The sequence below is a fragment of the Pseudoalteromonas sp. CnMc7-15 genome (assembly GCF_022347925.1).
GTDB lineage: Bacteria > Pseudomonadota > Gammaproteobacteria > Enterobacterales > Alteromonadaceae > Pseudoalteromonas > Pseudoalteromonas ruthenica.
The window spans coordinates 750,149-773,686 of record NZ_JAKRFT010000002.1; the positions used below are offsets into that span (position 1 = coordinate 750,149).

Here is a 23,538-nt window from a genome sequence, read left to right on the forward strand (position 1 = left end):
TGATGAAAACAATAATGGCATTGGCTTTGGCCTTCATACTCAGTGGTTGCGCAACGCACTATGCCGGTGAAAGCCCGACGCTCAGCGCCAATCAACAGGTTTATATTATGCCCTTGGCAAATCAGTCAAATATGCCCATGGCGCAGGCTCAGGCTGAGCAACTGCTGGCATCTGCACTTGCTGAGCAAGGGTTGAAGGTAACACTCTACCCCAAGCAACAAGTGGGTGATTTACAGGCGAGCCTTGAGCCTGCCCAGCGTAATCAAGAGGCGCAGCGGTGGCTAAGTGAACAACAGCCGGGCTATGTGGTATCTGGTTCAGTGCAAGAGTGGCAATATAAGTATGGCTTAGATGGTGAGCCGGCTGTAGGGCTGACACTGACCCTTGAAGATAGCAGTGGCAATGAGCTTTGGCGTGGTTCCACATCAAAAACAGGATGGGGCCGTGAGTCGCTCTCGCAGGTCGGTCTTGAGGCCATCGATACCCTGATTGATGAACTAGACTGGGATTAGTCGCGCTATGCCTCACAATAAACGTCGTGGCCTTAATGCCGTTATCAGGCGCCTGCTTTTTGGCAGTGACCACCAGCCTATCGCCTGGTTTGAACTGGTTTTTATCACCTTTATTGCCCTGAGCATCTGGGTGTATCAAGCCAGCCTCGCTCATGAACATGCCACTGATTACTTTTATTGGCCGATGTTGGGGCCCCTTGTCATCGCCCTGCGCTATGGGTTTGGTCGCGGAATGATGAGCTTCGTGCTGTTACTTGTGAGTGTCGGTGTGGTCGATAATTTTATCGCCACCGAAGTATCGATTAGCCTATCTGTGTCTGTGGGCACAGCAGTGGTGACCATGTTGGTGGGCGAATTTCGCGATCACTGGCATGATATCAATCAGCGCTTTGAGCTAAACCACCGCTATATGGAACAAAAGCTAAAAAGCTTTACGCAAAATTATCATTTATTGAAGATATCCCACGACCAGCTTGAGCAGCGCGCGGCTGGCAAACAAATGAGCCTACGCACTGGCATTCAGCTACTCCAACAAGCGGCCTCCGGCCATGCGGAAAATCGCCTTGCCAACCTGGCCCAAAAGAGCCTCCAAGTATTTGCTGATGTGATTACCATGTATCAAGCAGGTTTGTACGAAATACGTGACGGCAAGCTGGTGCCCGGCGCACTGGCCACCATTGGCAGTGAGCATGCCCTTATCGCCGATGATTTAATGCTACAAGATGTGTACACCTCTAAGGCTGTACTCTCTCCGGCGAACTTTATCGACAGCGATGAGTATAATCTCAATTATCAGTTGGTGATCCCCCTCGTTGATGTCAGCGGCGAGCTACAAGGGGTGGTGCTTGCAGAGAAGGTCAAGTTTGTGTCCCTCACGCAAAGTAATATTGCCCTGATTGCATTACTGGCCGGTTATATTGCCAACTTTATGTCACACCAGTTGTTCGCACCCATTCTCAAACCCGAACAACGCCAGCTGTTCCGCCAGTATTTGGAAAACCAACTGTGGTATAAGCGCCATTACGGTGCAGATAGCGCCATGGTAGTGTTTTACGACAACAGTGAAGCGCAACACCTCGATTTAAAGCATGTTACCGATTTTCGCCGTGGTGCCGATATTTACTGGTCTTGCGAGCGTGAAGATGGCCGCCAAGCATTGTGCGTGCTGTTACCGATGACCACAGTGATGGAAGCAGAGCAATTTGTGCAGCGGATCCGCAGCATCCTCGCCAATAATGCCCCCATTGCCGAAGGCGATTTAGACGTATTTGGTCCGCTGTTGGTATTTGAGCAATACCAGCAAGTAAATACCTTGCTCGAAGACTTAGGAGCGTTCGATGAAGATTTGGCTGATTCTTCAAACGATTCTCTTTGAGTCGGCAAGCCTTTACCTACTCGGCGAGCAAGACCTTAGTTTGCTCGGCTGGTTAAGTTATGCTGCTAGCCATGGCGCTGCTGCGGGAACCTTCACCTTAGTGTGTTGGCTGGCGCTGCCGCGACGCTACAAACAACCCGTTATCGGTGCTATTACCTTTATTTTTGTCATTGCGTTCAGTATGCCCATGGTCGGCATGCTGGGGTTGGCGACGATTTTTATCGTCGCCTTGTATTTCCCGAAGAAAAAGCAACCGGCACTATGGGAGCGCTCCGAAAGCTTGGAATTACCCCTGCACCCAGAGCAACTTGAACAAAGCCAGTTTGGTGCCGCCGCACTGAAAGATATTTTGTTGTTTAATCCCTCCGATGAGCGTCGCCTGATTGCGGTCAATGCCTGTCGCTTTTTACCAGAGCGCGTGGCGGTGCCGTTGCTTAAGTTAGCGCTCACCGATAAGGTCGATGACGTGCGTTTACTTGCCTACGCCGCCATCGAAAAAATAGAATTTGGTATCAACCGCAACATTGACGCATTGAAAAACAAACTAAGCGAAGGCGCACAAGCCTCGTTGCATTTTCAAATTGCTGAGCTGTATTGGGAGCTATGCTACCTTGGCATCGCTGAAGGGCCACTGCGCAATCACTATTTAGAGCAAGCGAAAAGTTACCTACTGCAAGCCGAGGCCCTCACCCCTTCACCGCGCAGTGAGTTACAACTCGGCCGGGTGCTGCTGGAATTACAAGAATATGATTTAGCCACGCAGTATTTAGAAAAAGCGCGTCATCGCGGCCTGTTATTAAAACAAGTGGCGCCCTATTTAGCCGAGGCCGCTTTTGCTCAGGGCGATTACGACCATGCCGCTTTATTAGTCAGCCACCTGCCCACCGAACCCGGTGATGCGCTAAATGAATTAAGGGAGTTTTGGCGCCGTGAAGCGTATTGATGTGTGTTTATTGTTAGAGGGCACGTACCCTTATGTGCGCGGCGGTGTATCAAGCTGGGTGCATCAGCTGATCAATGGCCTTAGCCACCTTAACTTTTACCTTGTATTTATAGGCGGAAGCCGCTCTTTTTATCAACAGCAACATTACACCTTGCCTGACAATGTGGTCGGCATGGAGACCCATTACTTGATGGATAAAGACGGCTTGCTGGCACCGCGCGCTCGACGCGGGAAAAAATCCGCCTTCAGTCTCTGGCAAAATGTCATCTCACGCTTTAAAAACCCGGAGCAAACCTTAGATGGTGAGCATTTACAAGGCTTGTTGGCTAACTTGGGTAAAAAACATGGCCTAAGTTATGATGACTTTTTATACAGCGAACGCTCTTGGGATGTGATTGTTGATTTGTATTTCCAACACGCACAAAACCAATCGTTTGTGGATTACTTTTGGACCTTTCGCAACATCTACAGCCCCTTATTCACCTTAGTCAAAGTGGCTGAAAACCTCCCCCCTGCGCGGCTATTTCACAGTATTTCGACCGGCTATGCGGGGTTTCTCGGCGCCTTGGCGAAACAAAAACAGCAGATGCCTTATTTATTAACCGAGCACGGTATTTATACCAAAGAGCGCAAAATCGATCTCACTCAAGCAAGCTGGATCAAAGACCGCCACAGTGCGCTGGACACCAGTATCCATAAAAAAATGGAGCAAACACGGCAAACCTGGATAGATTTTTTTGAGCAATTAGGGCGTACCGCCTACGACCAAGCAGATAGCATTGTCGCTTTGTATGAAGGCAATAGACAGCGGCAAATAAAAGACGGCGCACCGGCCGATAAAACTGGGGTGATTGTCAACGGTATCAGTATGGAGCGCTTCAGTGAGGCCTACGCCAAGCGACCGCAACAGGCGCCTAAAGTCGCGGGGTTAATTGGTCGCGTGGTGCCCATTAAGGATATTAAAACCTTTATTCGTGCTATTCGTGTGGCCCTTAATAGCGAACCAGAACTACAAGGGTGGATCATTGGCCCCACCGAGGAAGATCCAAGCTATGTTCGCGAGTGCGAACTGCTGGTTAATAGCTTAGGACTGCAAGACAACGTGCTGTTCTTGGGCATGCAAAATGTTGCCGAAATTCTTCCCAAACTTGGCGTGTGTATGCTCACCTCCATCAGTGAGGCACAACCTCTGGTACTACTTGAGGCCATGGCCGCAGGTATCCCCTGTGTGGCCTCAGAAGTTGGCTCATGCCGCGAAATTCTCGAAGGTATGAACGAACACGACCAGCAACTTGGGCGCTGTGGCTATGTAACAAATATAGCCGACCCCAACCAAGCCAGTGAAGCCTTGCTGGCGCTATTGGAAGATGACCAGCGCTGGCGACAAATGGGTGATAACGGCTACCGCCGAGTGCAAGCATATTATCAAGAACATACGATGTATGAGCGCTACCAAACGCTGTATGAGGAGCACTTAGCATGGCAGGAATAGGCTTTGAGCTACGCCGAATATTAAAGAAAAACACCCTGCTCTCTTACCTCGAAGCATACGGTTTGGCGGCAGTTGTGGGCTCAGGGCCCTGGGTGCTCTCCATTTTAGCGCTGATGATCATCGGTATGATAAGCATCGGTCGAGTGTTCCCCAACACTCTGATCATACAGTACCTAGTGCTAGTCACTTACATGATGGCTGGCTCACTGATCCTCAGTGGTATGTTCCAACTGCTACTAACACGGTTTATCTCCGACCGGCTATTTGAAGGCAAAGATCACAAGGTAACGCCAAATTTATTAGGCTGCATGTTACTTGTTTCGGCGCTTGGCACAGCCATTGGTATTGCGGTATTGGCCAATACATCGTTAGATGCAGCGGTGAAAATGGCGTTGTTATGCGGCTTTGTGGTGCTGTGCAACCTGTGGTTAATCATCGTATTCCTAAGCGGTATGAAGCAGTATTATCGGATTGTCGCCACCTTAGCGATTGGCTACACCCTGATGGTGCTGGCTTCATGGTCACTGCCACCTTACGGTATTTTGGGGCTATTGATGATCTTTGCCGCGTGTCAGGGGCTGATCACCTTTGTTTTGCTCTTTTTTATTTTACGCAATTACAGCGCTGGTTCGCTTATCGCCTTTCAGTTTTTAAACCGCAAGCAAGCTTTTTACTCATTAGCATTATGTGGGTTGCTTTATAACTTGGGAGTGTGGGTAGATAAATTCGTATTTTGGCTACACCCCGAGGTGTCTTTTGCCGTTATCGATATGTTCCGCGCCTCATATATTTATGATTTGCCAATCTTTATCGCGTACCTCGCCATTATTCCTGGCATGGCAGTGTTTATGCTGCATATGGAAACCGATTTTGCCGCCTCAAACGAGCGGTTTTACCAAACGGTGCGCGAAGGCGGCACCTTGGAGTCGGTGTACTTACTTAAAGATCAAATGGTATTGCACTGCAAAGACAGCTTATATCAAATTTTTAAAGTGCAAGGGATCACCCTCGCATTGCTGCTGTTGTGGAGTGAGGAAATTCTCACACTGCTGAAAATAGACCTCGCGTATCTACACTTACTGTATGTCGATTTAGTCGGCGTGTCTTTGCAAGTTATTTTGATGGCCATACTCAACGTCATGTTTTATTTAGATAAACGTTATCAGGCCACGGCCTTGGTGACGGTGATGACCCTCGCCAACTTGATGCTCACTGAGCTCTCCATTCAGCTTGGGCCTGAGGTCTATGGCTACGGTTTTGCTTTAGCCATGCTGATCAGCACCGTCTTGGGGTTAGTGATGCTAAATCGTCAGTTTAACCGCCTCGAATATGAGACCTTTATGCTGCAACGCTAATAAGTAAAGCGCTCATTGCTCGCTACAGCTAAAGCGATACGCGTCATTCAATGCCGTGGGCAGCACCAAGGTGGAAAAGCCCAGCGGCTCGGTTTGTGCACAGACTCGCTGCAGCTCACCGCTGCCGACTTCGGCTACTGACAAATATTCCACATGAAAAATCGCCTTTTTAGCATCAACAAAAGGGGCTAGGCGTGCACACTCATTAAAGCGAAAGCACGATTCATTGACCGCAAAATCAAAGTAAGGCTCCAAGGTTTGCGCCAAGCCAACATTGTTTTTAAGACCCACATACAAGCCGAGCGAGCGCGCATACTCAGCAATAAACTGGCTGTAATTAATGCTGTTCTCACGAGTGAGTGCAAAACCGGTGTTATTAATATGACCATCAACATTATCTGGCTCCACCGCATCACAGCCTTTGGCAGCGGCCAAATCCATCCGCGCGCGCATGATAGCGCGGACATTGCTACTGCGCGTGTCCAGCCAACGCTCGTTAGCAAAATTGGCCAAGGTATTACCAAGCTCGGAGTCTAAAAACTCGCCGGCATCCTCACGGTAAGATTCATAACTTCCGGCTGAAAAATAACAGATGACGAAGCGCCCTTGCTGTTGGAGGCTAGCAATGGTCTCGGCTGCGGTATTAAACAAATCAATGTCGTAAGCGAATACATCGTACTCGCTATTGAGCGCCCCCAATAATTGCCATTGCCATGTACTACCTTGCGGTGGATACGGCGGCGGCCCTGCAGGCGCTTGTGAGCCGGAGCTTGACCCACCGCAGCCCACCAACATACCCATACTTAGCAGCAATGCACTGCTTAACCGTCTTATCATTAATGACTCTCTTTTCTCTGCTTAGCAGTCCATTGCGCTGTTATTGTTTATTAATTGTGTGCCTCATGAGTCCATACCCTGAGGCCAAAGCACTTGGTTATCTAAAAGCGGCCATCATTTGGGGCAATGCTGCGCTTTCGTATAGGTGTTATATTCCGTATCATTGGGTTTTAGTCAAGTGAAAGAAGCGGATGAATATTCAACAGGTTATTGACGACATTAACACCGATGTACGTTCACGATTGTCGCAGTTCGAGGGCGCGGTGGCCAGTTATATTCCGGCTTTGGCTGAGGTCGATAGTGAGCAGTTTGCGATGGCGGTGCATACGGTGGATGGGCAAACCTTCAGCACCGGCGATGTGGACGTGCCTTTTACCATTCAATCGGTCTCCAAAGTACTCACTCTCACCTTAGCGCTGCAACGCTATGGCAACTCGTTGTGGCACCGCGTTGGCAAAGAGCCTTCGGGCACTGCGTTTAACTCGCTTACCCAGCTTGAATTTGAACAAGGCATTCCGCGCAACCCGTTTATTAACGCCGGCGCGATTGTTACCTGCGATGCGCTTTACTCCCGCTTAAGCGCACCCACTCACCACATGTTAGAAACGGTGCGCTGGCTCAGTGGTAATCCTCGGGTGTGTATCAACCAAACAGTATCCCGTTCAGAGTTTCAACACCGCCATCGTAACGCTGCCATGGCGCACTTAATGACCTCGTTTGGCAATTTTGAGAATGATGTGGAAGAAGTGCTCAAGGTTTATTTTGGCTTTTGCGCCATCGAAATGAACTGCCAAGAACTGGCGCGCACCTTTGGCTATCTCGCTAATCGTGGTGTCGACATCGCCTCGGGTGAGCGTATTCTGACTAGCAAACAAAACTCGCAATTGAACTCACTGCTCTTTACCAGTGGCCTTTATGACGCCGCTGGCGATTTTGCATATCGCGTTGGCATGCCCGGTAAATCCGGAGTAGGCGGTGCCATTGTTGCCGTTGTTCCAGGACAGTTTGCGGTCTCGGTGTGGTCACCCAAACTCAATGCCTTTGGCAACTCCAGCGCGGGTCTTTATGCACTGGAGCAGTTCGCCGATAGACTTTCGCTGCATCTGTTCTAAACCTTAAATTGACTTACCAAATCGCGCAGGTGCTGCGCCCGCGCTAACAAGCTTTGCGTTGCGCTTTGCTGCTGCTCGGCATAAGAGTGAATGCTGCTGGCACTGTCTGATATTTCATGGGCCGACTGGTTAATGTGCTCAACCACTGTGCCCTGCTCTTCGGTGGCGGCGGCAACCTGATGATTGCCTTGACTGATCTCCTCAAACTTTTGCTGAATCGCGCGCAGCGACGCCACCGCCGTTTGCGTGTGCTCAGTGACTTGGCGGCTACTTTCTGTGCCTCGTGCGATGGCCTCTTGTGATTGCGTCGAGGTGCTTTGCAAGCGCGCCACTTGATCGCGGATCTCTGAGGTAGACTTTTGCGTACGCTGCGCCAGTGAGCGCACCTCATCCGCAACCACAGCAAAACCGCGCCCTTGCTCACCAGCGCGAGCAGCTTCGATAGCGGCGTTCAAGGCTAATAAATTCGTTTGTTCGGAAATGGCATTGATCACTTCCACCACCGAGTTAATTTCTGCCGCCTGATTAGCAAACTCACCCACGCTGGTATCCACATTATTGAGAATATCGTTGAGTTCTTGCATGGTTTGCGCGGTGAGCGTCATATTGTCGTTGGTGGTGGTCGTTTCACGCACCGCTTCTTCGGTATCACTGGCGGTACGGTGGGCAATATCAGATACCTCGGTAATCGTTTGCCCCATTTCAGTGATCGCTGTCGCGACCTGATCCGTCTGTGAGCGCTGGCTTTCTGTGGCGCTGAAGGTTTTATCGGAAAAATCAGCCAGCTCAGCAATGCCCTCGCGCATCGCTTGTTCGGTGACACTGATTTCATCCACCAGCTCAGCGACTTTGGTAATAATGGCGTTAAAGCCCTTGGCCAGATGCCCCAACTCATTATCAACGCTATCATCAAGGCGCGTACTTAAATCGCCTCCTTGCCCAGACATGGCAAGGAGGTCATCACCCACGGTACGAATGCGGCTGCTTAGCCAATTGGCAAAATACATGGTTAGCACCAAGAACACCACTGCAAGTACCACGCTGGCAAGAACCGACGTCCAAATAACCGAATTAATTGCGCCGGAGATCTCATGCTCTGGCAGCACCGCGACCAGTTTCAACTCGGTGCCTTCAATGGGCATCACCGCACCATAAACCGCCTCGCCATCGAGCTCAGTTTCATTGAGTACAAAGCCACTGCCATTGCTAGAGAGAGCCGAGCTCAGTGGTGTTAATTGGTTAACATCGGCCACCGTTTTACCAATAAAGCGGCTGTTTTCATGAGCAATAATACGCTGTGTGTCATCAACCAGGAACAGATACCCTTGCTCACCGACTTTACGTGAGGTAACCATATTGGCAATTTTCGACACATCATAACCCAGTCCCGCGACTCCTGCGCGCTGGCCATCAATACTCACTAAGGTATTAACGTATAAAGTCAGTTGCCCACCTTGCTCACTGGCATCCAGCGCCAACTGTTGCTGTGCACTGCTGGAAATGAAATCAAAGAACCAGCTATCCCGTGATTCACTGCGCGATACCTGCTTAAACAGCCCACCCTCGGTGTAATAATTCAGACTTTCTCGGCTTACCCAAAATACCGATGTCGCACCGGATTTTTGCTGTAAGTCGCGAAAGTAATCAAGCACCAGTCCATGCTGAGCACTCCCTTGCTCGCCATCGCGCACCCATTGATGCAACATCGCGTTTTGCGACAGCGTTTTTGAAACCGTAGTGGGATACATCAGTTCAGCTCTAATTTCATTTGCTACTCGCCCAACAGTATCTGGTAATAACTGCGTTTCAGTTTGCCGATAATAAAGGCTGGAAAACTGCCCAGTATTAATGAGTGCGGTCACTAACGTAACCACAAACAGGGCGACAAACACAAAACCAATGAAAATGGTTTTGAGGGTGAGGTTCTGCATGGTGTAGCTCCTAAAACATCGGTCTTATTCACTATGGCACAAGATTGTTAAATTGCGATTAAAACGCTGCTAATCGCTTCATTTTTAACACTTTTTGAACCTATATTGGAAAATTCATTGGGGCCGTTGTACATCGCCATTATGCTTGGCTAACAGCACCATCGCCTCTTTTAAAGGAACTGCAGGAGAGTAATAATAACCTTGGCTAAAGTGACAACCATACTCACGCAATTGTTGCTGTTGCTGCTGTGTTTCCACGCCTTCGGCAATCACTTCCATATCCAGCTCTGAGGCAATACGAATAACGCTGGCAATCACCACTTGGTGTTTGTGTTCGCTGAGCATTTGCTGGGTAAAGCTCTTATCGATTTTAATATAATCAGCATGTAGGTCGATAAGGTGACTCAATGATGAATACCCTGTACAAAAGTCATCCAAGGCCACCATGACTCCTTTGCTGCGTAACTCATTAAGCACCCCTTCGGCTTGCTTTCGGGCATGAATGGCCACCGACTCGGTCACCTCAATGGTCAAACAGCTGGGCTTTAAGTTATAGTCAGCCAAGGTATCGAGCACCGTATCAACGGGATGCAATACATGGTTAAATTCTGAGGCTGAACGATTCACTGCCATGCTGATGTCGTTGTAGCCTTGGCTATGGATCCATGCCAAATCGGCCAGCGCTTTGCGCAGCACAAACTGACCCAAAATAGCCACAAGTCCGAACTCCTCAGCGATGGCGATAAACTCATCGGGACGGATCACCCCAAGCTCTTCATCGCGCCAGCGTGCTAGGGCTTCAAGCTTAACAATACGCCCGCTTTGGTTATCGATAACCGGTTGGTAGGCCACATCTAAGCCATCAAAGCGCAGTAGCTTATGGAGTTTGTCGCGCAGTTTTAGTTTACGCAGGTAAATGGCTTCAATCTCTTGGCTGTGTACGGCAATGCTATGAGACTGAGCGCGCTTAACACTCAACATGGCATGATTGGCGTTGCGAACGAGGACCGTGGCGCTATCGGTATCGCTATGCATGTGAGCAATGCCAATACTGCAACTTAGTTCAATGCTTAAATCACCCAAGCGTATGGGCTGGTGGATTCGCTCCAACACTTTCTCAGCGCAGCGGTGCGCGTGCCCAGGTTTGGCATCGGCAATCAAAATAGTGAATTCGTCACCGCCATAGCGGCTGATCACATCATGATTACGCACACAATTTTGCAGCCGCAACGCCACCGCAATCAGTACCTTATCGCCAATTTCTGGACCATATAAATCGTTGATATCTTTAAAGCGATCGAGGTTTAAAAACAGCACTGACGCGTGCTGCTCCTGAGCGCGAAACAACGAAATATGTTGCTCCACTTTCTCTAAAAAACTGCGACGATTAAAAAGCCCAGTTAAGGGTTCTTGACTGGCGTAAAACCGCAGTTGGCGCTCACTTTCTTTCCATTGGCTAATGTCACGAAACAAACCAATATAATGGGTAATTTGCCCATTAGCACCACGGTTAACAGTGATCGACAGCTCTTCTGGGTAAATTTCACCATTTTTACGACGATTATAAATCTCGCCTCGCCAATGGCCCATCTGCTCGAGCTGCCGCCACATTTCATGATAGAACTCTGGAGGATGCTGACCTGAGGAAAGCACTGCGGGTGAACGCCCTTTTAGTTCACTCTCACGATAACCAGTATACAACTCAAAGGCGGGGTTAACCCGTAGGATGCGGTTATTGTTATCGGTGATCATGATGGCTTCTTTGCTTTGCTCAAACACGATGTTACGCAGTGATAGCTCAGCTAACAGCTTATCCTTTCGCGCCAAATCAGCATCATGGCGAGCTTGAGCAGCAACGATAAATGCCAAGTCCTTGAACCACTGCTCATCAACTTGGTCAAACGTTCGCTGTTGTTCAAATAGCGCCACCAAAATACCAATGGGTTGGCGTGATACATCGCGTAGCGTCACACCGATGTAGGCTTCAATCCCCAGCTCTGCAAGCATGGTATCGTCAGGAAATAAATCAGCCACATTATCGCCAAAAGCACACACATCGACACTCTGTAATGCATCGGCGCACGGAGAGCCAGCCAGAGGATATTGGAAATTTGCGCGTACGGCACCGTCTTGATGGTAGGCCACAGTCTGTACTTCTGTCGCGTTGGCGCATAACTTACCAACAAAGCAATGGGCTGCGCCAAAAGCTTCATCAATCATACTCAATGCCAGCTCATAGGCTTGCTCGCTGCAGCTACATTGGTAAAGCGCGTTAAAAGACGATGTCATATGATTCTTGTAATTTTGTATACCATTTCATAAGAAGCTTAGCACAGTATCAGGAACAGGCTTTGAGGGAAATTCTGGTTATTGGTTAGCTGGCGAATGTATGATTCAAATCAATAAATTACAAGAGTTTAATTGTTACTTTCCAACAGTTTAACAGCTGTGATCGGCGCACATGCTAGCCGATGGTGAAACTTTGCTCATCGCATCTTGGATTCAGTCGTTAAGTTACAAAGTGAAGGATGATCAGCGCCCAGAAGTTGATATACTATCGGCAGTTTCTAAAACGGTAGGTGTGCATGACTAAACAGGCGAATAAACGCAAAAATACTTTACTGAGCATTTGTGTGTTTTGTTGCATTGTGCTGAGCCTAAGCTGGTTGTTTATTAATGACTCGGCGCTGCTATTGGTGATCACACTGCTGATGATTTTGCTGTTAGTATGGGGCATTGCGCAGCGCCTATTGTCGCTTTGGGATAAACAGCAACCACGTAAATAACTCTAGCCCAGCAACTCCACCTCGCAGCGATTGCGGCCTCGTTGTTTCGCCCGATACAGCGCATTATCAGCAGCTTTAAGTACCGCATCCACCGAGCAACCTGGCTGCCACAAACTCACGCCTAGAGACACCGTTACTTGCGGTACTGGTGTGAAATCATGAGCTTGGATAGCCACTCGCAAGCGCTCTGCCAGCTCTAACGCAATGTCTTTACCTATGCCCGGGAGAATAAGTAGGAACTCTTCGCCACCACTGCGACACACGCCATCGTACTCTCGACAACTGCTCTGCAATAGCTTCCCTAGCCCTTGTATAACGTCATCACCCACATCGTGGCCATAGTTATCATTGACACGCTTAAAGTGGTCAATATCCAAGGTGATCACCGCAAAGGCTTGTTCATCGGCGACCATAGATTGAATAAACACTTCCATATAACGACGGTTACCAATGCCGGTGAGCGGATCGGTTAAGCTTGCTTTATTCAAGTCATTAATACGCTGGTGCTGCTCATTGCTGTAAGTTCTCAGTGCATTGCGTAGCGTTTTCGCTTCAAAAAACCAGGTTGGCACATCATCATATTCTTTACTTGAATCAGCCACGCGTTGCGCAAGCTGTCGCAGCGGAGCACTAATTAAATTCGCTAAATACCAAATCACTAATAAGGTGATCACGGTCACTGGAGCAGCTTTGGCAAGCACATTCATGATGGTATTGCCGACACTCTCAACGACTTGGTCGCGCTCAGTCCCCACTAGCACCACCCAATTCGCTGCGCGCACAGGTGCATAGCCCACTAACATAGCGCCAACACCTTCGCTGCCACTTTGCATTTGCGCTTTGGCAAACGCAGGCCACAGTGGCGAAGCGGGCGTTATTTTGGAACCCACACGCTGGCGTTGAGAATGATAAATAACACTACCATTTGCGCTGAGCACCATAATATTGGCTTTATCGTTGTGAAAGTGCTGCCCGAGTAGCCGCGAGAGAATATTGTCGCCATGCAAATAAATGGTGCCAGCAATGTAGCCTTGATATTGCTCATCGGCGCTAAAAATGGGGTGTGAGGGGCTCACTATTAAATTGCTAGCCGGCGATACAAACGGTTGAGGAATAGTAGGTGCTTGTGCGCGCAAAGATTGCTTAGCACTGTCGCTTTCTAACCTCACACCTTTAACACCCAAGGTTAATGGCGCAGTGCTGGTAATAACGCCTTGCTCGTTCACCACCACCACAGAGTTGAAAGACGCGGTTTGCTCTAATAAGCGCAGCGTTTCTTGCTGCTGTGATTTTAGGGTGTTGTTATCAGCTAATCGCGCAGCGCTATAGCGCAACTGCATTTGTAAAGAATTGAGGAACTGTTCGGTAATATCAGAGAGCTTACTGGCATAAGCCTGATTGGATGCCAAGGTATGGGCCACCATTTGCTGGCCGTGTACTCGGTAGTTAATAATGAACTGATTACCGAGGGTGACCATCACACACAGCACCGCAAACCCGAGAATAACTTGGCGTAAGTCAATCACACCAAAACGGGAAAACTTCATATACACAGCCCAACTACAAGCACTACCTACTACTTTATGAGTATAACAATAGCACTAATCATCAAGCTTGTGCTACATCAAATGATCTTCCTACTGCGATGCCCCGTACTGCTCGGTAGAGAACTATGTATCACCTTAGGTGCAATCGTTTAACTACGGTTGTCGAACAACAATGCTATTGCTGACACGGCTGTAACTATGAATCAACCAAGCGCACATTTAGATTTAGCCGAACTCACTGAGCTGGAACTGTTTACCTTATGGCTTTGCCTGCATGCAGACAAAAGCAAAGAACAGGTTTTGGCACAATTACAACCCATGCTTGGCAGCGCTTTTTTATCGCCGCAAACCATGGCGCAGCGTTGGCGTGAGGATGTTTACAGGCAACTTATGCACAAAGGTATGGCCACAGAGCAGCGCCCGGCAAAGCCTGGGTTCGCGGATTATCTATTTTGCCTGTTATCAAAAGTGCCTGATGTAGAAACGCATTATGCCAAAGAGCTGGCGCTATTGGAGTCCATTATTCAGCACCCAGAGAAGTATCAAAACAATCCAACCATCATTCAGCATTGGTTGGAATCCCCTATTCACTGACCTGAAAAACAGGCGAAAAATTCATCAACTGTTCAGTATGATTGCGAATCGCGCTTTTTGGCTATAGCTAAATGTGGCCACAAGCTTTAGACTACGTGTAGATAACACCTTGTTTACCCATGTTTATAAAATGAGATTCGCGTATTTCGTCTTATTCCTAACCTTGAGCCTTGCGAGCACTCAAAGCAGTGCCCGCGAGTATAACAGTGCCATGTGTATTCTTTTGAAGCAGCAAATGGCGCAGTTTGATCACTCTCGCACGCACCCAAGTTATCGCAGTGCCAAACGAGATTACGATGCCAATTGTAAGAATATAGAAAAGCGCACACCGCAAGCGAAAGCGACCTCAAAACCCGAAAATGACCAATCTCAGCCTCAGGAAGTAGCCAGCAAACCTAAGAAGGTATTAAAAGAGCAAAGACCTGAGGCCGAACCAACAGTTACCACCTCTGAGCCGCAACTTACTATTGTCGAGCAGCGTGCCGCCGAAGAGGCTGCAAAACAAGCGAAGGCAGAAAAAACACAAACTACCGCGCCAAAAACAGCTCCGGTGACAGCGAAAAAGGTGGCTCCAGCCCCAGTACAAAGCCAACCTTCAGAGCCGAGTTCACCTTTCGTTGGCTTGATTTTCCCTGCATTAATAGCCTTGGTGCTTATTGCCATGCTAATTACGTTGCTGATTTTTATTCGCAGCAACCGCAGCAGCCAAGGTAAAGCTGTGAAGCCGAAAAAGACAGCGGCTATCAAAGCTATTCCTGTGCCGAAGTTGCCTAAGAAACATGTTAATTACAAAAAGATGTGGCAAAAGGTCACCGGTAAACAACCTGACACGCTCGACCCACAAGTTTATAAACGCTTTTCTTCGGTCCCTGTACTGGTGGGTCCAAAAGCCAAATCATCAGCCATCGAGCAGTTATATATTAGCCCGTACGGCGTGTTTATCGTGGCGCGACCAAACCAAGAAGGCGATATTTTTGGCGGCGAGCACGCTCAAGAGTGGACCGCCCGAAACGGCGATGAAGAAGTCAAGTTTGATAACCCCATCACTGAGCTCAAGGCCCAGGCTGGCGCGCTAGCCAAAGTACTGGACATACAAGAGCAACAGGTTAACTTACTGGTACTGTTTAGTAACAACGCTTTATTCAAATCTGATTTGCCTCCGTTGGTGATGCAGCGTGAAGACTTGGTTGACTACATTCTTAGCTACAGTGTTGAAAGCTTCGACGCCCAACAATGTTCTAACTTAGTCGACAAGGTGAAGCAATTGCTTGCTCAGGGAAGCAACGCCGCGCTAGGCGCGTCTTCAACCAAACCGTTAATTGAGACGCCCGTGCAGCCACCAAAATCAGAGCCGCGCACTGAGCCTACGCCTCAACCAAGCGCTGCACAAGAAGAGACACCTCGCCCTGAGGTGCCCGCAGAGAACGTTGCGCCGATGCCCAAACCTGCCGCTGAGCCTCGCTCCAGCGATCCGGAAGGAGCAAGCAAGAGCGCAGAAATTCACCCGTTCAAACGCAAAGACGACGCACCCAACTCGGACGATACAGCGCACTCTAGTAAAGATTCAGCACCCGCGCCGACTCCCAAACCGACACCTGCAACGGAGCAACAAGAGCAAACTCCTCTGCCCAGCAGTGACAGCAGTAGCAAAGACTGGTCGAATATGAGTGATGAGGAGTTTATGGCGTTTTTAGAAGCCGCCAATAAACGTGCAGGTGGCGAGTCCGACCCAAGCTCCGATGAGCAAGCATCATCCACTTCTGCCACAGAGCCGCCTGCATCAAGCTCGCCGCAAAGCCAAGGAGATGATCCGTTTGACGACTTTGACCCATCACAACCCTTGTTAGAGACCTCTGAGCCTGAGCCTGAGCCTGAGCCTGAGCCTGAGCCTGAGCCTGAGCCTGAGCCTGAGCCTGAGCCTGAGCCTGAGCCATCAATTATTGAGCCCCAAAGCACAGCAACACAAGCGCAAACATCATCAAGCGATGAAGAGTTGGCGCTTGATATTGACGATGGTAACAGTCAAAGCCTTGATGACGCGCTTGCGGAGTTAGAGTCTGCGCTTTCAGAACAAGACCAGCAAAGTGAAGAAGCTCGCACTGATGACTCAGAGCCGGAACAAACGAGCGCTGAAGACAAAGACAAAGACAAAAAGTCGAACCCTTTTGCTAATCTTTCGCTAGACCCTGACTTTAAGCCAAGCGAAGAAAAAGTAGATATTGGCGCCGGCCCGCTCGATGACGAGAAACCAAAACGTTAGTGCCTGCGTATTATTTACTGGTGCGCGTGGTATTGAGCGAATGTGCAAAAATAGTCAGGCTACAACGCCGTGTGATGCCTATAATAAATAATTGCCAGTGGCTCACACTGGCGCAGTAAAGCTCCAGTTACGTATCTAGCGTACGGAGCAAGATTGGGCATAGTCACAACGTTTTTGTTGTGAGGAGAGTGGCAAATGGTTGATTTATTTCAGCTTAACTTGGCTTTAACTAACCCAGGTTTAAGCCACATAGAAAAGCTGCAAAAGATAGTTCACACTGCAGCAGAGCATGTTCCCCAAGCCGATGTCGTAAGCCTTTGGGTGGCCAATGAAAACACCTCAAGTATTGTGTGCATCGCTAAATTTGATAAACACACCGGCGCCTATTCTGACGGCGGGGTTATTGGCCAAGATACAGCCCAGGCTTATTTTTCTGCACTATTCAGCCATGATTTTCTTGCCATTGAAGATGTGCGTCACCACCCGTTTACCAAACATATGGTCGCAGGCTACTTTGAGCCATGTGGCTTTTACTCTTTGCTTGATTACGTGCTGCACGATAACTTCGAGCCAAGAGGGGTGCTTTGCTGTGAAAGCCGCACGCAAGTGCCGCAATGGCAGGACCAAGAAAAAGCAGCATTGAAGCGCATTGCCAATATGAGCTCGCTGTTCTTCGATTTGCCCACGTACCAACGTGCCGTGGGCTAGTTTATTTACTGATAAGTGCTATCACTCACACCGAAATAACACATTGATTTGTGAACTAAAGCTGCTAATTTAGACGCAGGTCAATTATCTAGGAGTGATGATGGCGCACATCGATTTTACTACAAAAATAAACACCGCACGCCAAGTGAACCCGCTGAAAACTTTGCATACCAGCTTAGAGAGCGATCGCGGCCGCATCATCAACTCCTCCGGCATACGTCGGTTGCAGCAAAAGACTCAGGTGTTTCCACTAGAGCGCAATGCCGCCGTACGCTCACGCCTCACCCACTCTCTTGAGGTACAGCAAAACGGCCGCTTTATTGTGCAAAAACTGTTTTCTAAGCTCAATGCACAAGAGCGTGCACACTATGGCCTCACCGACATGGAGCGGCCCTTTGAGACCTTAGTGGAAATGGCGTGTTTGATGCACGATATAGGTAATCCGGCCTTTGGCCATTTTGGTGAGGCCGCCATCAACCACTGGTTTAGCCGCTACCTGCAGCAACGCTTTGGCCCGTTGCCGACGCTTGCGCAAACACACCCGCTAAAGCACCAGCTAATGCTTGATTTACAAAGCTTCGAAGGCAACGCGCAAGCGATCCGCGCAGTTCACTCGCTGTTAGCGCTGAACTTAAGTTACAGCCAAATAGCGGCCATTCTTAAATACACTCGCCCCGGCACTATGGCGAAAGACGCTCGCCCTGAAGATAAAAGCTACCTTATGAAAAAAGTCGGCTTTTACCACAGCGAGGCCGCGTTCATCGCTCAATTGGGTGATGCCTTAGAAATGGATAATGGCTGTCGTCACCCCGCCAGCTACATTATGGAAGCCGCCGACGACATCGCTTATTGCTTAGCCGATATGGAAGACGCGGTAGAAAAAGGCATACTCTCGGTGGAGAAATTGGTGCACTACTTAGATGACGCTTATCGCCAGAGACTGGCCGCACTGGATACCGCAGAGCAAGGTAACAGCAACCTCGTGGCCAAAGCCTGCGAGTTTGCCCGGCAAAAAGCAGATGAGGCCGAGTTCAACTACAACAACACCTTTTTCATTTATCTGCGTGTAAAACTCTTACATCCATTGGTCGAGCATGCGGCAACGCGCTTTAAAGACAACATAGAGCAGGTGTACGCGGGCACCCTCAACGCCTCATTAATCGAAGATGGCAGCCACCACCAAGCCATTACCGATGCCTTGAAAACAGTCGCTCGTGAACGCGTATTTTGTCACCCCGAAGTTGAAAAGCTCGAGCTACAAGGCTATAAAATCATCTCCGGCCTGCTTGATGAATACCAAGTGCTACTCGATTTAGAGTATGAGCAATTCACCCAAGTGCTCAGCCACCACAAAGACTTTTTAATTGCCACACGCATGGTGAAGAAACTCTCGGGAAAATACCTCAACGTTTATGAAAAAGCCGTTGCTGCGCTGAATAAACACGCCGAACACTTTCACCTGTACGAGTTTTACCACCGCTGTCGACTCATTCAAGACCACATCAGTGGCATGACCGACCAATTCGCCTACGATGAGTACCGTACCTTAAAGATGGTGGAATAAGTAATGAAGATAAAGCTTCGAGCTTTATAAAATCTAAAAGTAAGGCATCACCATTCTTGAAGCTGTTGCATTTCTCGTAAACGATCACGCTGCAACACTAAGGCGTCGAAAAGATCATCGACTGAGGTGTTATTAATATCTAAATTCGGCAGAGCCAGATTAGCCTCTGCAAAAAACCGTTGCTTTTGTCGATTCGCTGCATCGCCAGTATTAAGCCAAGCACTACGCCACCAGTGCTTTATTAAACCTTCTTGAGCTTCTAGGCGCTGCACACTTGGCAAGCGGTCACGCTTTTCGTTGTTGGCTTGAGCTGATGCGGGAAGCAGATTCCACAGGTCATTATTGGGCCATCGCGCAAAGGGCATGCAATGATCAATATCATACTCTCGTTGCAGCTTGCGGGTTGTCCAGACACAAGATAAGCTCTCACCTGCATGGCGCAGTTGGTCAAAGCGCTGGCGTACCTCGGTTGTCGTTCTTTTCGGTTCCAACCAACTCAATGCTTCCATAAAGATATGACGCTTAGTGGGGCACTGGTACTGGTTGTTGCCCTGATAGGATTGCATGGTTTTAGCCCACTCATTGACTAAAACAGGCTCAATCCAACAGGCATAGCGATTAAGCGCTGTCCAAGTGTGCTCAGGCAAAGAGAACTCGCCCCATTTGCATAACGTTTGAAAATCAAGAAATAGTAAATCAGTAGCTCGCACTACCGAACTGCTGAGTTCAAACACGCATTGCTGCGTATTAGGGAAAGTAATGTAACGACAGGGCATATCACGAATGTTACTCACCGCATGCGACAACGTGCGACACACAGATTTTGCCTCTTCTCCTTTAAAACCGTTCCCGACTTTCAGATCTGAGGCGGTGAGGTGGCCTAATTTGTGCCAACCATTTTTCTTCATAAAACCCATATTGGGGCTTTTATTGGGCGTTTGATAAAGGCTGTAGTGATCAATTAAGGTTTTATATTGATGGCACCAATAAAGAGCAACTAAGCCAGCTGGCAATATCACGCGATTATCCTCGCGCCGTATTACAGCACCGGGGTGGCCATCGGCAATACGCAGTAGCACTCGCATTAAGGCGAGCTTATGTGTCGCTGACTTACCATCATTTAACGCCACATGGCGGATCAGCGGAAATGCACCGGAACCATCATCTGGTAAACGAAAAACCAGCGTTTGCCAGCTTACTTGTTCACGTTTTAGCTTATCGCCCTCACGTTCAGTACATAGAGTGCAACTAAGGCCCAAACTGCGAGCCATCGCTTTGAGCGAATCGGCGCAAACTTGATACATAGCTCGCTCGTTACGCTCATGCTCACCTTGACCATAACGCAGGGAAATAACAATTTGTCCACCTGGTTTAAGTAAGTTGGTCAGTTTACGCAACGAGCGCTCGCGTTGAGACTCCGGAATGTGCATCCAAACGGCGCTAAGTAAAATAAGATCGAAACTGATTTCTAATCTTGTCACGGCGTGAAGTGCTGGTAATGAGTCCGTGAGCCAGGTCACAGGTAAGCCTTGCGTATGCTGCTCACCGAGCTGAGCTAACAGTTCCGCTGGCTCCACAGCATAGACTTGAGTTTGGTTACCTTGTTCAGCAAAATAGCGCGCGTCACGACCTGCTCCAGCACCAATATCAAGGATCCGAGCGCGAGCCTTGCTCAGTACCGGCACAATATATGGCATACACTGCTCATGTACCTGCTCAAAGTCAGTGCTTAGATACTGTTCAGCTAAGCGCTCAGCATGGGTGTTGTAAAAGTCGCTACTCACAAAAAGCTTTGTTATTTATAAAGTTAGTTAAAAGCTATCATATAACAAACAAAAAGTAATGAAGTGCTTTGCACATAAAAAACGCCTCACTAAGGCGTTTTTAAAAATTAATGTCTACGGCTGATAATCTCAACTATTTCTAGGCTGTTCTCTAATAGTCGGAACACATCGCCGTGCATATCCACAATCACGTGGCCGTGGCGGTCGCGACGCAGTACCTTGCCGTGACGGTATACGTCATAATCAATATGTCGGCCTATACGCCAGTAGTCATCGTCGTATCTATGGCTGTAATGATCACAGTGATGATGGCGCTCATAGCGCTCTTTGTGTTTGTGTTTATGTTTTTTGCCGTGGTGCATTTTCTTCGCATGGCCTGGGGGCGTGAAGTGTTCAGGCTTAGCCATTGCCTCACTCATAGGAAGGGCACCGGCCAGTAACGTAGTTAAGCATAAAGCTGTCAGTCGCATAGCAACCTCCTTAATTGGTCTGTTGACCATTTCGCAATAACTTTACTGTAAATGTGCGCCAATGAACCCAAGCTAAACGTATTGAGGGCAAAAATATTGCGGTTTTCTCATTTTTTAATCTAGTAACGCACTAAAAATAAATAGCTTTTAATAATTAGCCTATACTTTTGTATGAGCTATCGAAATAAATACACTCTAAAGTATCGGTACCTTAAATAGGTCATTGTTTTGGCTAAGGAAGGAGGCACTTTGCAGACACAGTCGCACACATCACTGCTTATTTTCGACTCGCAAGGAGTTTGCAGCGCTGCGCACCCCGCTCAGCTTGAGCGCTATGTAGGTCTGCATTTTGATGATTTTTCATTTTTTAACAAACAAGATGTGTGTGTGTTCACAACGTTTTGCAAACAAGCCCCCTACATTACCCTGCAAGTTGAACTTGAACAACGTACGTTTATTGCTACAGCGCAGTGGTGTCAAGGCAACCAAAGTAGTTTAGTGGTCTCATTGAGCGAACATTTTGAGGGTTATCGACAGCGCTCCAATGCTGAGCGTTTGGAGGCCTTAATCGAGGGCACTCAAGCCGGCACGTGGGAGTGGAATATGCAAACCGGCGAGGTTGTGTTAAATGAGCGCTGGGCCAATATTATTGGTTATACGTTGGATGAGCTTTCACCCATTTCAATTGATACTTGGCTGCTCTACGCCCATCCTGAGGACTTACACGCATCAGATGCTGCCTTTGACCGCCATTTCAGCGGTGAAGACCCTGTTTATCAATGTGATGTGCGCATGAAGCACAAGCAGGGTCATTGGGTTTGGGTTCGAGATTGCGGTAAAGTGGTGACCCGCACCGCAGATGACAAACCCGAGTGGATCTCTGGCACTCATATCGATATAACCCAACGCGTGCATGACTTGGAGCAGCTCACGCAAGTAAGAAACGAGCTTAAAACCATCATCGACAGTGTCCCTGCCGCTATTTATAAAGCCCCCTTTGATGAGCCTTGTTGTTTTAGTTTTATTTCTTCGCAGATAAGCCACATTACCGGCTATAACCGCATAAATTTCGTACAAAGCCCGCACTGGTGGCGCGAACATATTCATCCTGAGGATTTAGATGCACAGGACACACAAACCCGCCACTGGCGCAAAGAAGGGGCACAAGGGGTGTTTAAATCCGACTTTCGGTTTCGCCACAAAGACGGCCACTATATTTGGCTCACCAACTACAGCCAACGAATGCAAACCACGGCGAATAATGGCCAAGATTACTTAGTGGGCTCGCTCACCGATAAAAGCGAAAATGTCAGCCTCTCGAATCGACTGGATGCGTTTGCACAAGTGCTTCCTGGAATGATTTATCAATTTGCGCTAGCGGCTGAGCGCTCTTGGCACTTCCCTTACATAAGCGAGGGATGTACGCGCATCTTTGAAGTCGCACCCGAAGCAGTGCAACAGGACCCCGCCTCGTTGCTTACCAAAATCGCCCACGACGATCGTCAGCGGGTGGTGCGTTCTATTTTAAATTCCGCGCAAAGCCTAGATGACTGGGAGTGCGAGTTTAAAGTGGAGCTTGAAGACAATGAAGAAAAATGGTTATTCGCTCATGCTATTCCCAAGCGCCAGCTCGATGGCACAGTGTTATGGTCTGGCATGGTGATTGATATTACCGATCGTAAAACCTTGGAGCTCACTTTACTGCGCGAATCAACAACCGACCCTCTCACCGGGCTATATAACCGCCGCCATTTCAATGAACAATTGCAGCAGCAACTAGCTCGCGCAGAGCGAGATAGTACCCATGTATCGCTGATGATTATCGACTTTGATTTATTCAAACAGATTAATGACCAATATGGCCATCATGCCGGTGACATAGTGCTCAAAGAAGCCACCATGCAGATCAGCGCCATTTTACGTAAGTACGATATTTTTGCTCGCATTGGCGGTGAAGAATTCAGTGTTATTTTACCCAATACATCCTTGGCACAGGCCCGCCATGTGGCAGAAAAAGTACGCCGTCAGGTGGAGCATTGCCACATTCAAGCGCACGAACACAGCATTTCGGTGACCACCACAATAGGTGTTGCCTCTACTGAGCAAACCACCGCCCACCCCGGCGCACTTTTAAAACAAGCAGACAATTGTTTGTATCAGGGCAAGCATCAGGGTCGTAATTGCGTAGTGAGCGACTAGGCGTTGGCCTACGTATCAGCACCATAGACAACACTTAAATCTTAATGCACCCTGTGCTTTTAATTGCAG

The 23,538-nt window shown here is 48.6% G+C and carries 18 protein-coding genes; 12 read left to right on the plus strand and 6 right to left on the minus strand.

The features are described 5' to 3' along the window. Positions 1–2 precede the first annotated feature (2 nt). From MHM95_RS07125 to pelG, 5 genes are read left to right on the plus strand one after another with little or no spacing between them, the layout of a single operon-like run. Complete coding sequence (locus MHM95_RS07125) at positions 3–512, plus strand: hypothetical protein (protein ID WP_239384872.1); 510 nt, start codon at positions 3–5, stop codon at positions 510–512. A 7-nt stretch (positions 513–519) separates the two neighbouring features. After that, the gene (locus MHM95_RS07130; protein ID WP_239384873.1) at positions 520–1,887 is read left to right on the plus strand and encodes a PelD GGDEF domain-containing protein; all 1,368 of its coding nucleotides are present in this window, start codon (positions 520–522) and stop codon (positions 1,885–1,887) included. Next, positions 1,850–2,830 (plus strand): hypothetical protein, encoded by a 981-nt coding sequence (locus tag MHM95_RS07135; protein ID WP_138548389.1) that lies wholly within the window; start codon positions 1,850–1,852, stop codon positions 2,828–2,830. The genes MHM95_RS07130 and MHM95_RS07135 overlap by 38 nt, the downstream gene beginning before the upstream one ends. Beyond that, positions 2,817–4,322 carry a GT4 family glycosyltransferase PelF gene (gene pelF / locus MHM95_RS07140; protein ID WP_239384874.1) on the plus strand — a complete coding sequence of 502 codons (1,506 nt, stop codon included), beginning with the start codon at positions 2,817–2,819 and terminating at the stop codon, positions 4,320–4,322. The genes MHM95_RS07135 and pelF overlap by 14 nt, the downstream gene beginning before the upstream one ends. Next, complete coding sequence (gene pelG / locus MHM95_RS07145) at positions 4,310–5,677, plus strand: exopolysaccharide Pel transporter PelG (protein WP_239384875.1); 1,368 nt, start codon at positions 4,310–4,312, stop codon at positions 5,675–5,677. The genes pelF and pelG overlap by 13 nt, the downstream gene beginning before the upstream one ends. A 12-nt stretch (positions 5,678–5,689) precedes the next feature. On the opposite strand, the gene MHM95_RS07150 is transcribed toward pelG, so the two are convergent. Continuing rightward, positions 5,690–6,514: an endo alpha-1,4 polygalactosaminidase gene (locus MHM95_RS07150; protein ID WP_239384876.1), complete on the minus strand. Its 825-nt coding sequence runs from the start codon at positions 6,512–6,514 to the stop codon at positions 5,690–5,692. A gap of 191 nt (positions 6,515–6,705) precedes the next feature. On the opposite strand from MHM95_RS07150, the gene glsB reads away from it, so the two are divergent. Beyond that, positions 6,706–7,626 carry a glutaminase B gene (gene glsB / locus MHM95_RS07155; protein WP_022946966.1) on the plus strand — a complete coding sequence of 307 codons (921 nt, stop codon included), beginning with the start codon at positions 6,706–6,708 and terminating at the stop codon, positions 7,624–7,626. On the opposite strand, the gene MHM95_RS07160 is transcribed toward glsB, so the two are convergent. Together MHM95_RS07160 and MHM95_RS07165 are read right to left on the minus strand one after the other, a co-directional pair. Continuing rightward, positions 7,623–9,557 carry a methyl-accepting chemotaxis protein gene (locus MHM95_RS07160; protein ID WP_239384877.1) on the minus strand — a complete coding sequence of 645 codons (1,935 nt, stop codon included), beginning with the start codon at positions 9,555–9,557 and terminating at the stop codon, positions 7,623–7,625. The genes glsB and MHM95_RS07160 overlap by 4 nt on opposite strands. A gap of 114 nt (positions 9,558–9,671) precedes the next feature. Beyond that, positions 9,672–11,846, minus strand: a complete 2,175-nt coding sequence (locus MHM95_RS07165; RefSeq protein WP_239384878.1) for an EAL domain-containing protein — start codon at positions 11,844–11,846, stop codon at positions 9,672–9,674. 296 nt (positions 11,847–12,142) lie between these two features. Between MHM95_RS07165 and MHM95_RS07170 the strand changes: the two genes are divergently transcribed. Then, positions 12,143–12,343 (plus strand): hypothetical protein, encoded by a 201-nt coding sequence (locus MHM95_RS07170; protein ID WP_045980600.1) that lies wholly within the window; start codon positions 12,143–12,145, stop codon positions 12,341–12,343. Between the two features lie 2 nt (positions 12,344–12,345). On the opposite strand, the gene MHM95_RS07175 is transcribed toward MHM95_RS07170, so the two are convergent. Beyond that, positions 12,346–13,890, minus strand: coding sequence for a diguanylate cyclase (locus MHM95_RS07175; RefSeq protein ID WP_239384879.1), 1,545 nt, complete (start codon positions 13,888–13,890; stop codon positions 12,346–12,348). A 198-nt stretch (positions 13,891–14,088) separates the two neighbouring features. Here MHM95_RS07175 and MHM95_RS07180 point away from each other — a divergent pair, with 198 nt between their 5' ends. From MHM95_RS07180 to dgt, 4 genes are all read left to right on the plus strand, one after another. After that, a complete protein-coding gene (locus MHM95_RS07180) occupies positions 14,089–14,484 on the plus strand; it encodes a hypothetical protein (RefSeq protein WP_026111298.1) in 396 nt (131 codons plus the stop codon). Between the two features lie 130 nt (positions 14,485–14,614). Next, entirely contained in the window at positions 14,615–16,744 is a 2,130-nt protein-coding gene (locus MHM95_RS07185; RefSeq protein ID WP_239384880.1) for a nuclease-related domain-containing protein, read from the plus strand. Positions 16,745–16,939: 195 nt separating this feature from the next. Next, positions 16,940–17,452, plus strand: a complete 513-nt coding sequence (locus MHM95_RS07190) for a GAF domain-containing protein (protein ID WP_022946437.1) — start codon at positions 16,940–16,942, stop codon at positions 17,450–17,452. A 100-nt stretch (positions 17,453–17,552) separates the two neighbouring features. Further along, positions 17,553–19,016 carry a dGTPase gene (gene dgt / locus MHM95_RS07195; protein ID WP_239384881.1) on the plus strand — a complete coding sequence of 488 codons (1,464 nt, stop codon included), beginning with the start codon at positions 17,553–17,555 and terminating at the stop codon, positions 19,014–19,016. A 47-nt stretch (positions 19,017–19,063) separates the two neighbouring features. On the opposite strand, the gene MHM95_RS07200 is transcribed toward dgt, so the two are convergent. Together MHM95_RS07200 and MHM95_RS07205 are read right to left on the minus strand one after the other, a co-directional pair. Then, positions 19,064–20,800 carry a methyltransferase domain-containing protein gene (locus tag MHM95_RS07200; RefSeq protein ID WP_239384882.1) on the minus strand — a complete coding sequence of 579 codons (1,737 nt, stop codon included), beginning with the start codon at positions 20,798–20,800 and terminating at the stop codon, positions 19,064–19,066. Positions 20,801–20,907: 107 nt separating this feature from the next. Next, a complete protein-coding gene (locus MHM95_RS07205; protein WP_151173910.1) occupies positions 20,908–21,270 on the minus strand; it encodes a hypothetical protein in 363 nt (120 codons plus the stop codon). A 249-nt stretch (positions 21,271–21,519) separates the two neighbouring features. Here MHM95_RS07205 and MHM95_RS07210 point away from each other — a divergent pair, with 249 nt between their 5' ends. Next, entirely contained in the window at positions 21,520–23,469 is a 1,950-nt protein-coding gene (locus MHM95_RS07210; protein WP_239384883.1) for a sensor domain-containing diguanylate cyclase, read from the plus strand. The last annotated feature ends 69 nt before the right edge of the window (positions 23,470–23,538 follow it).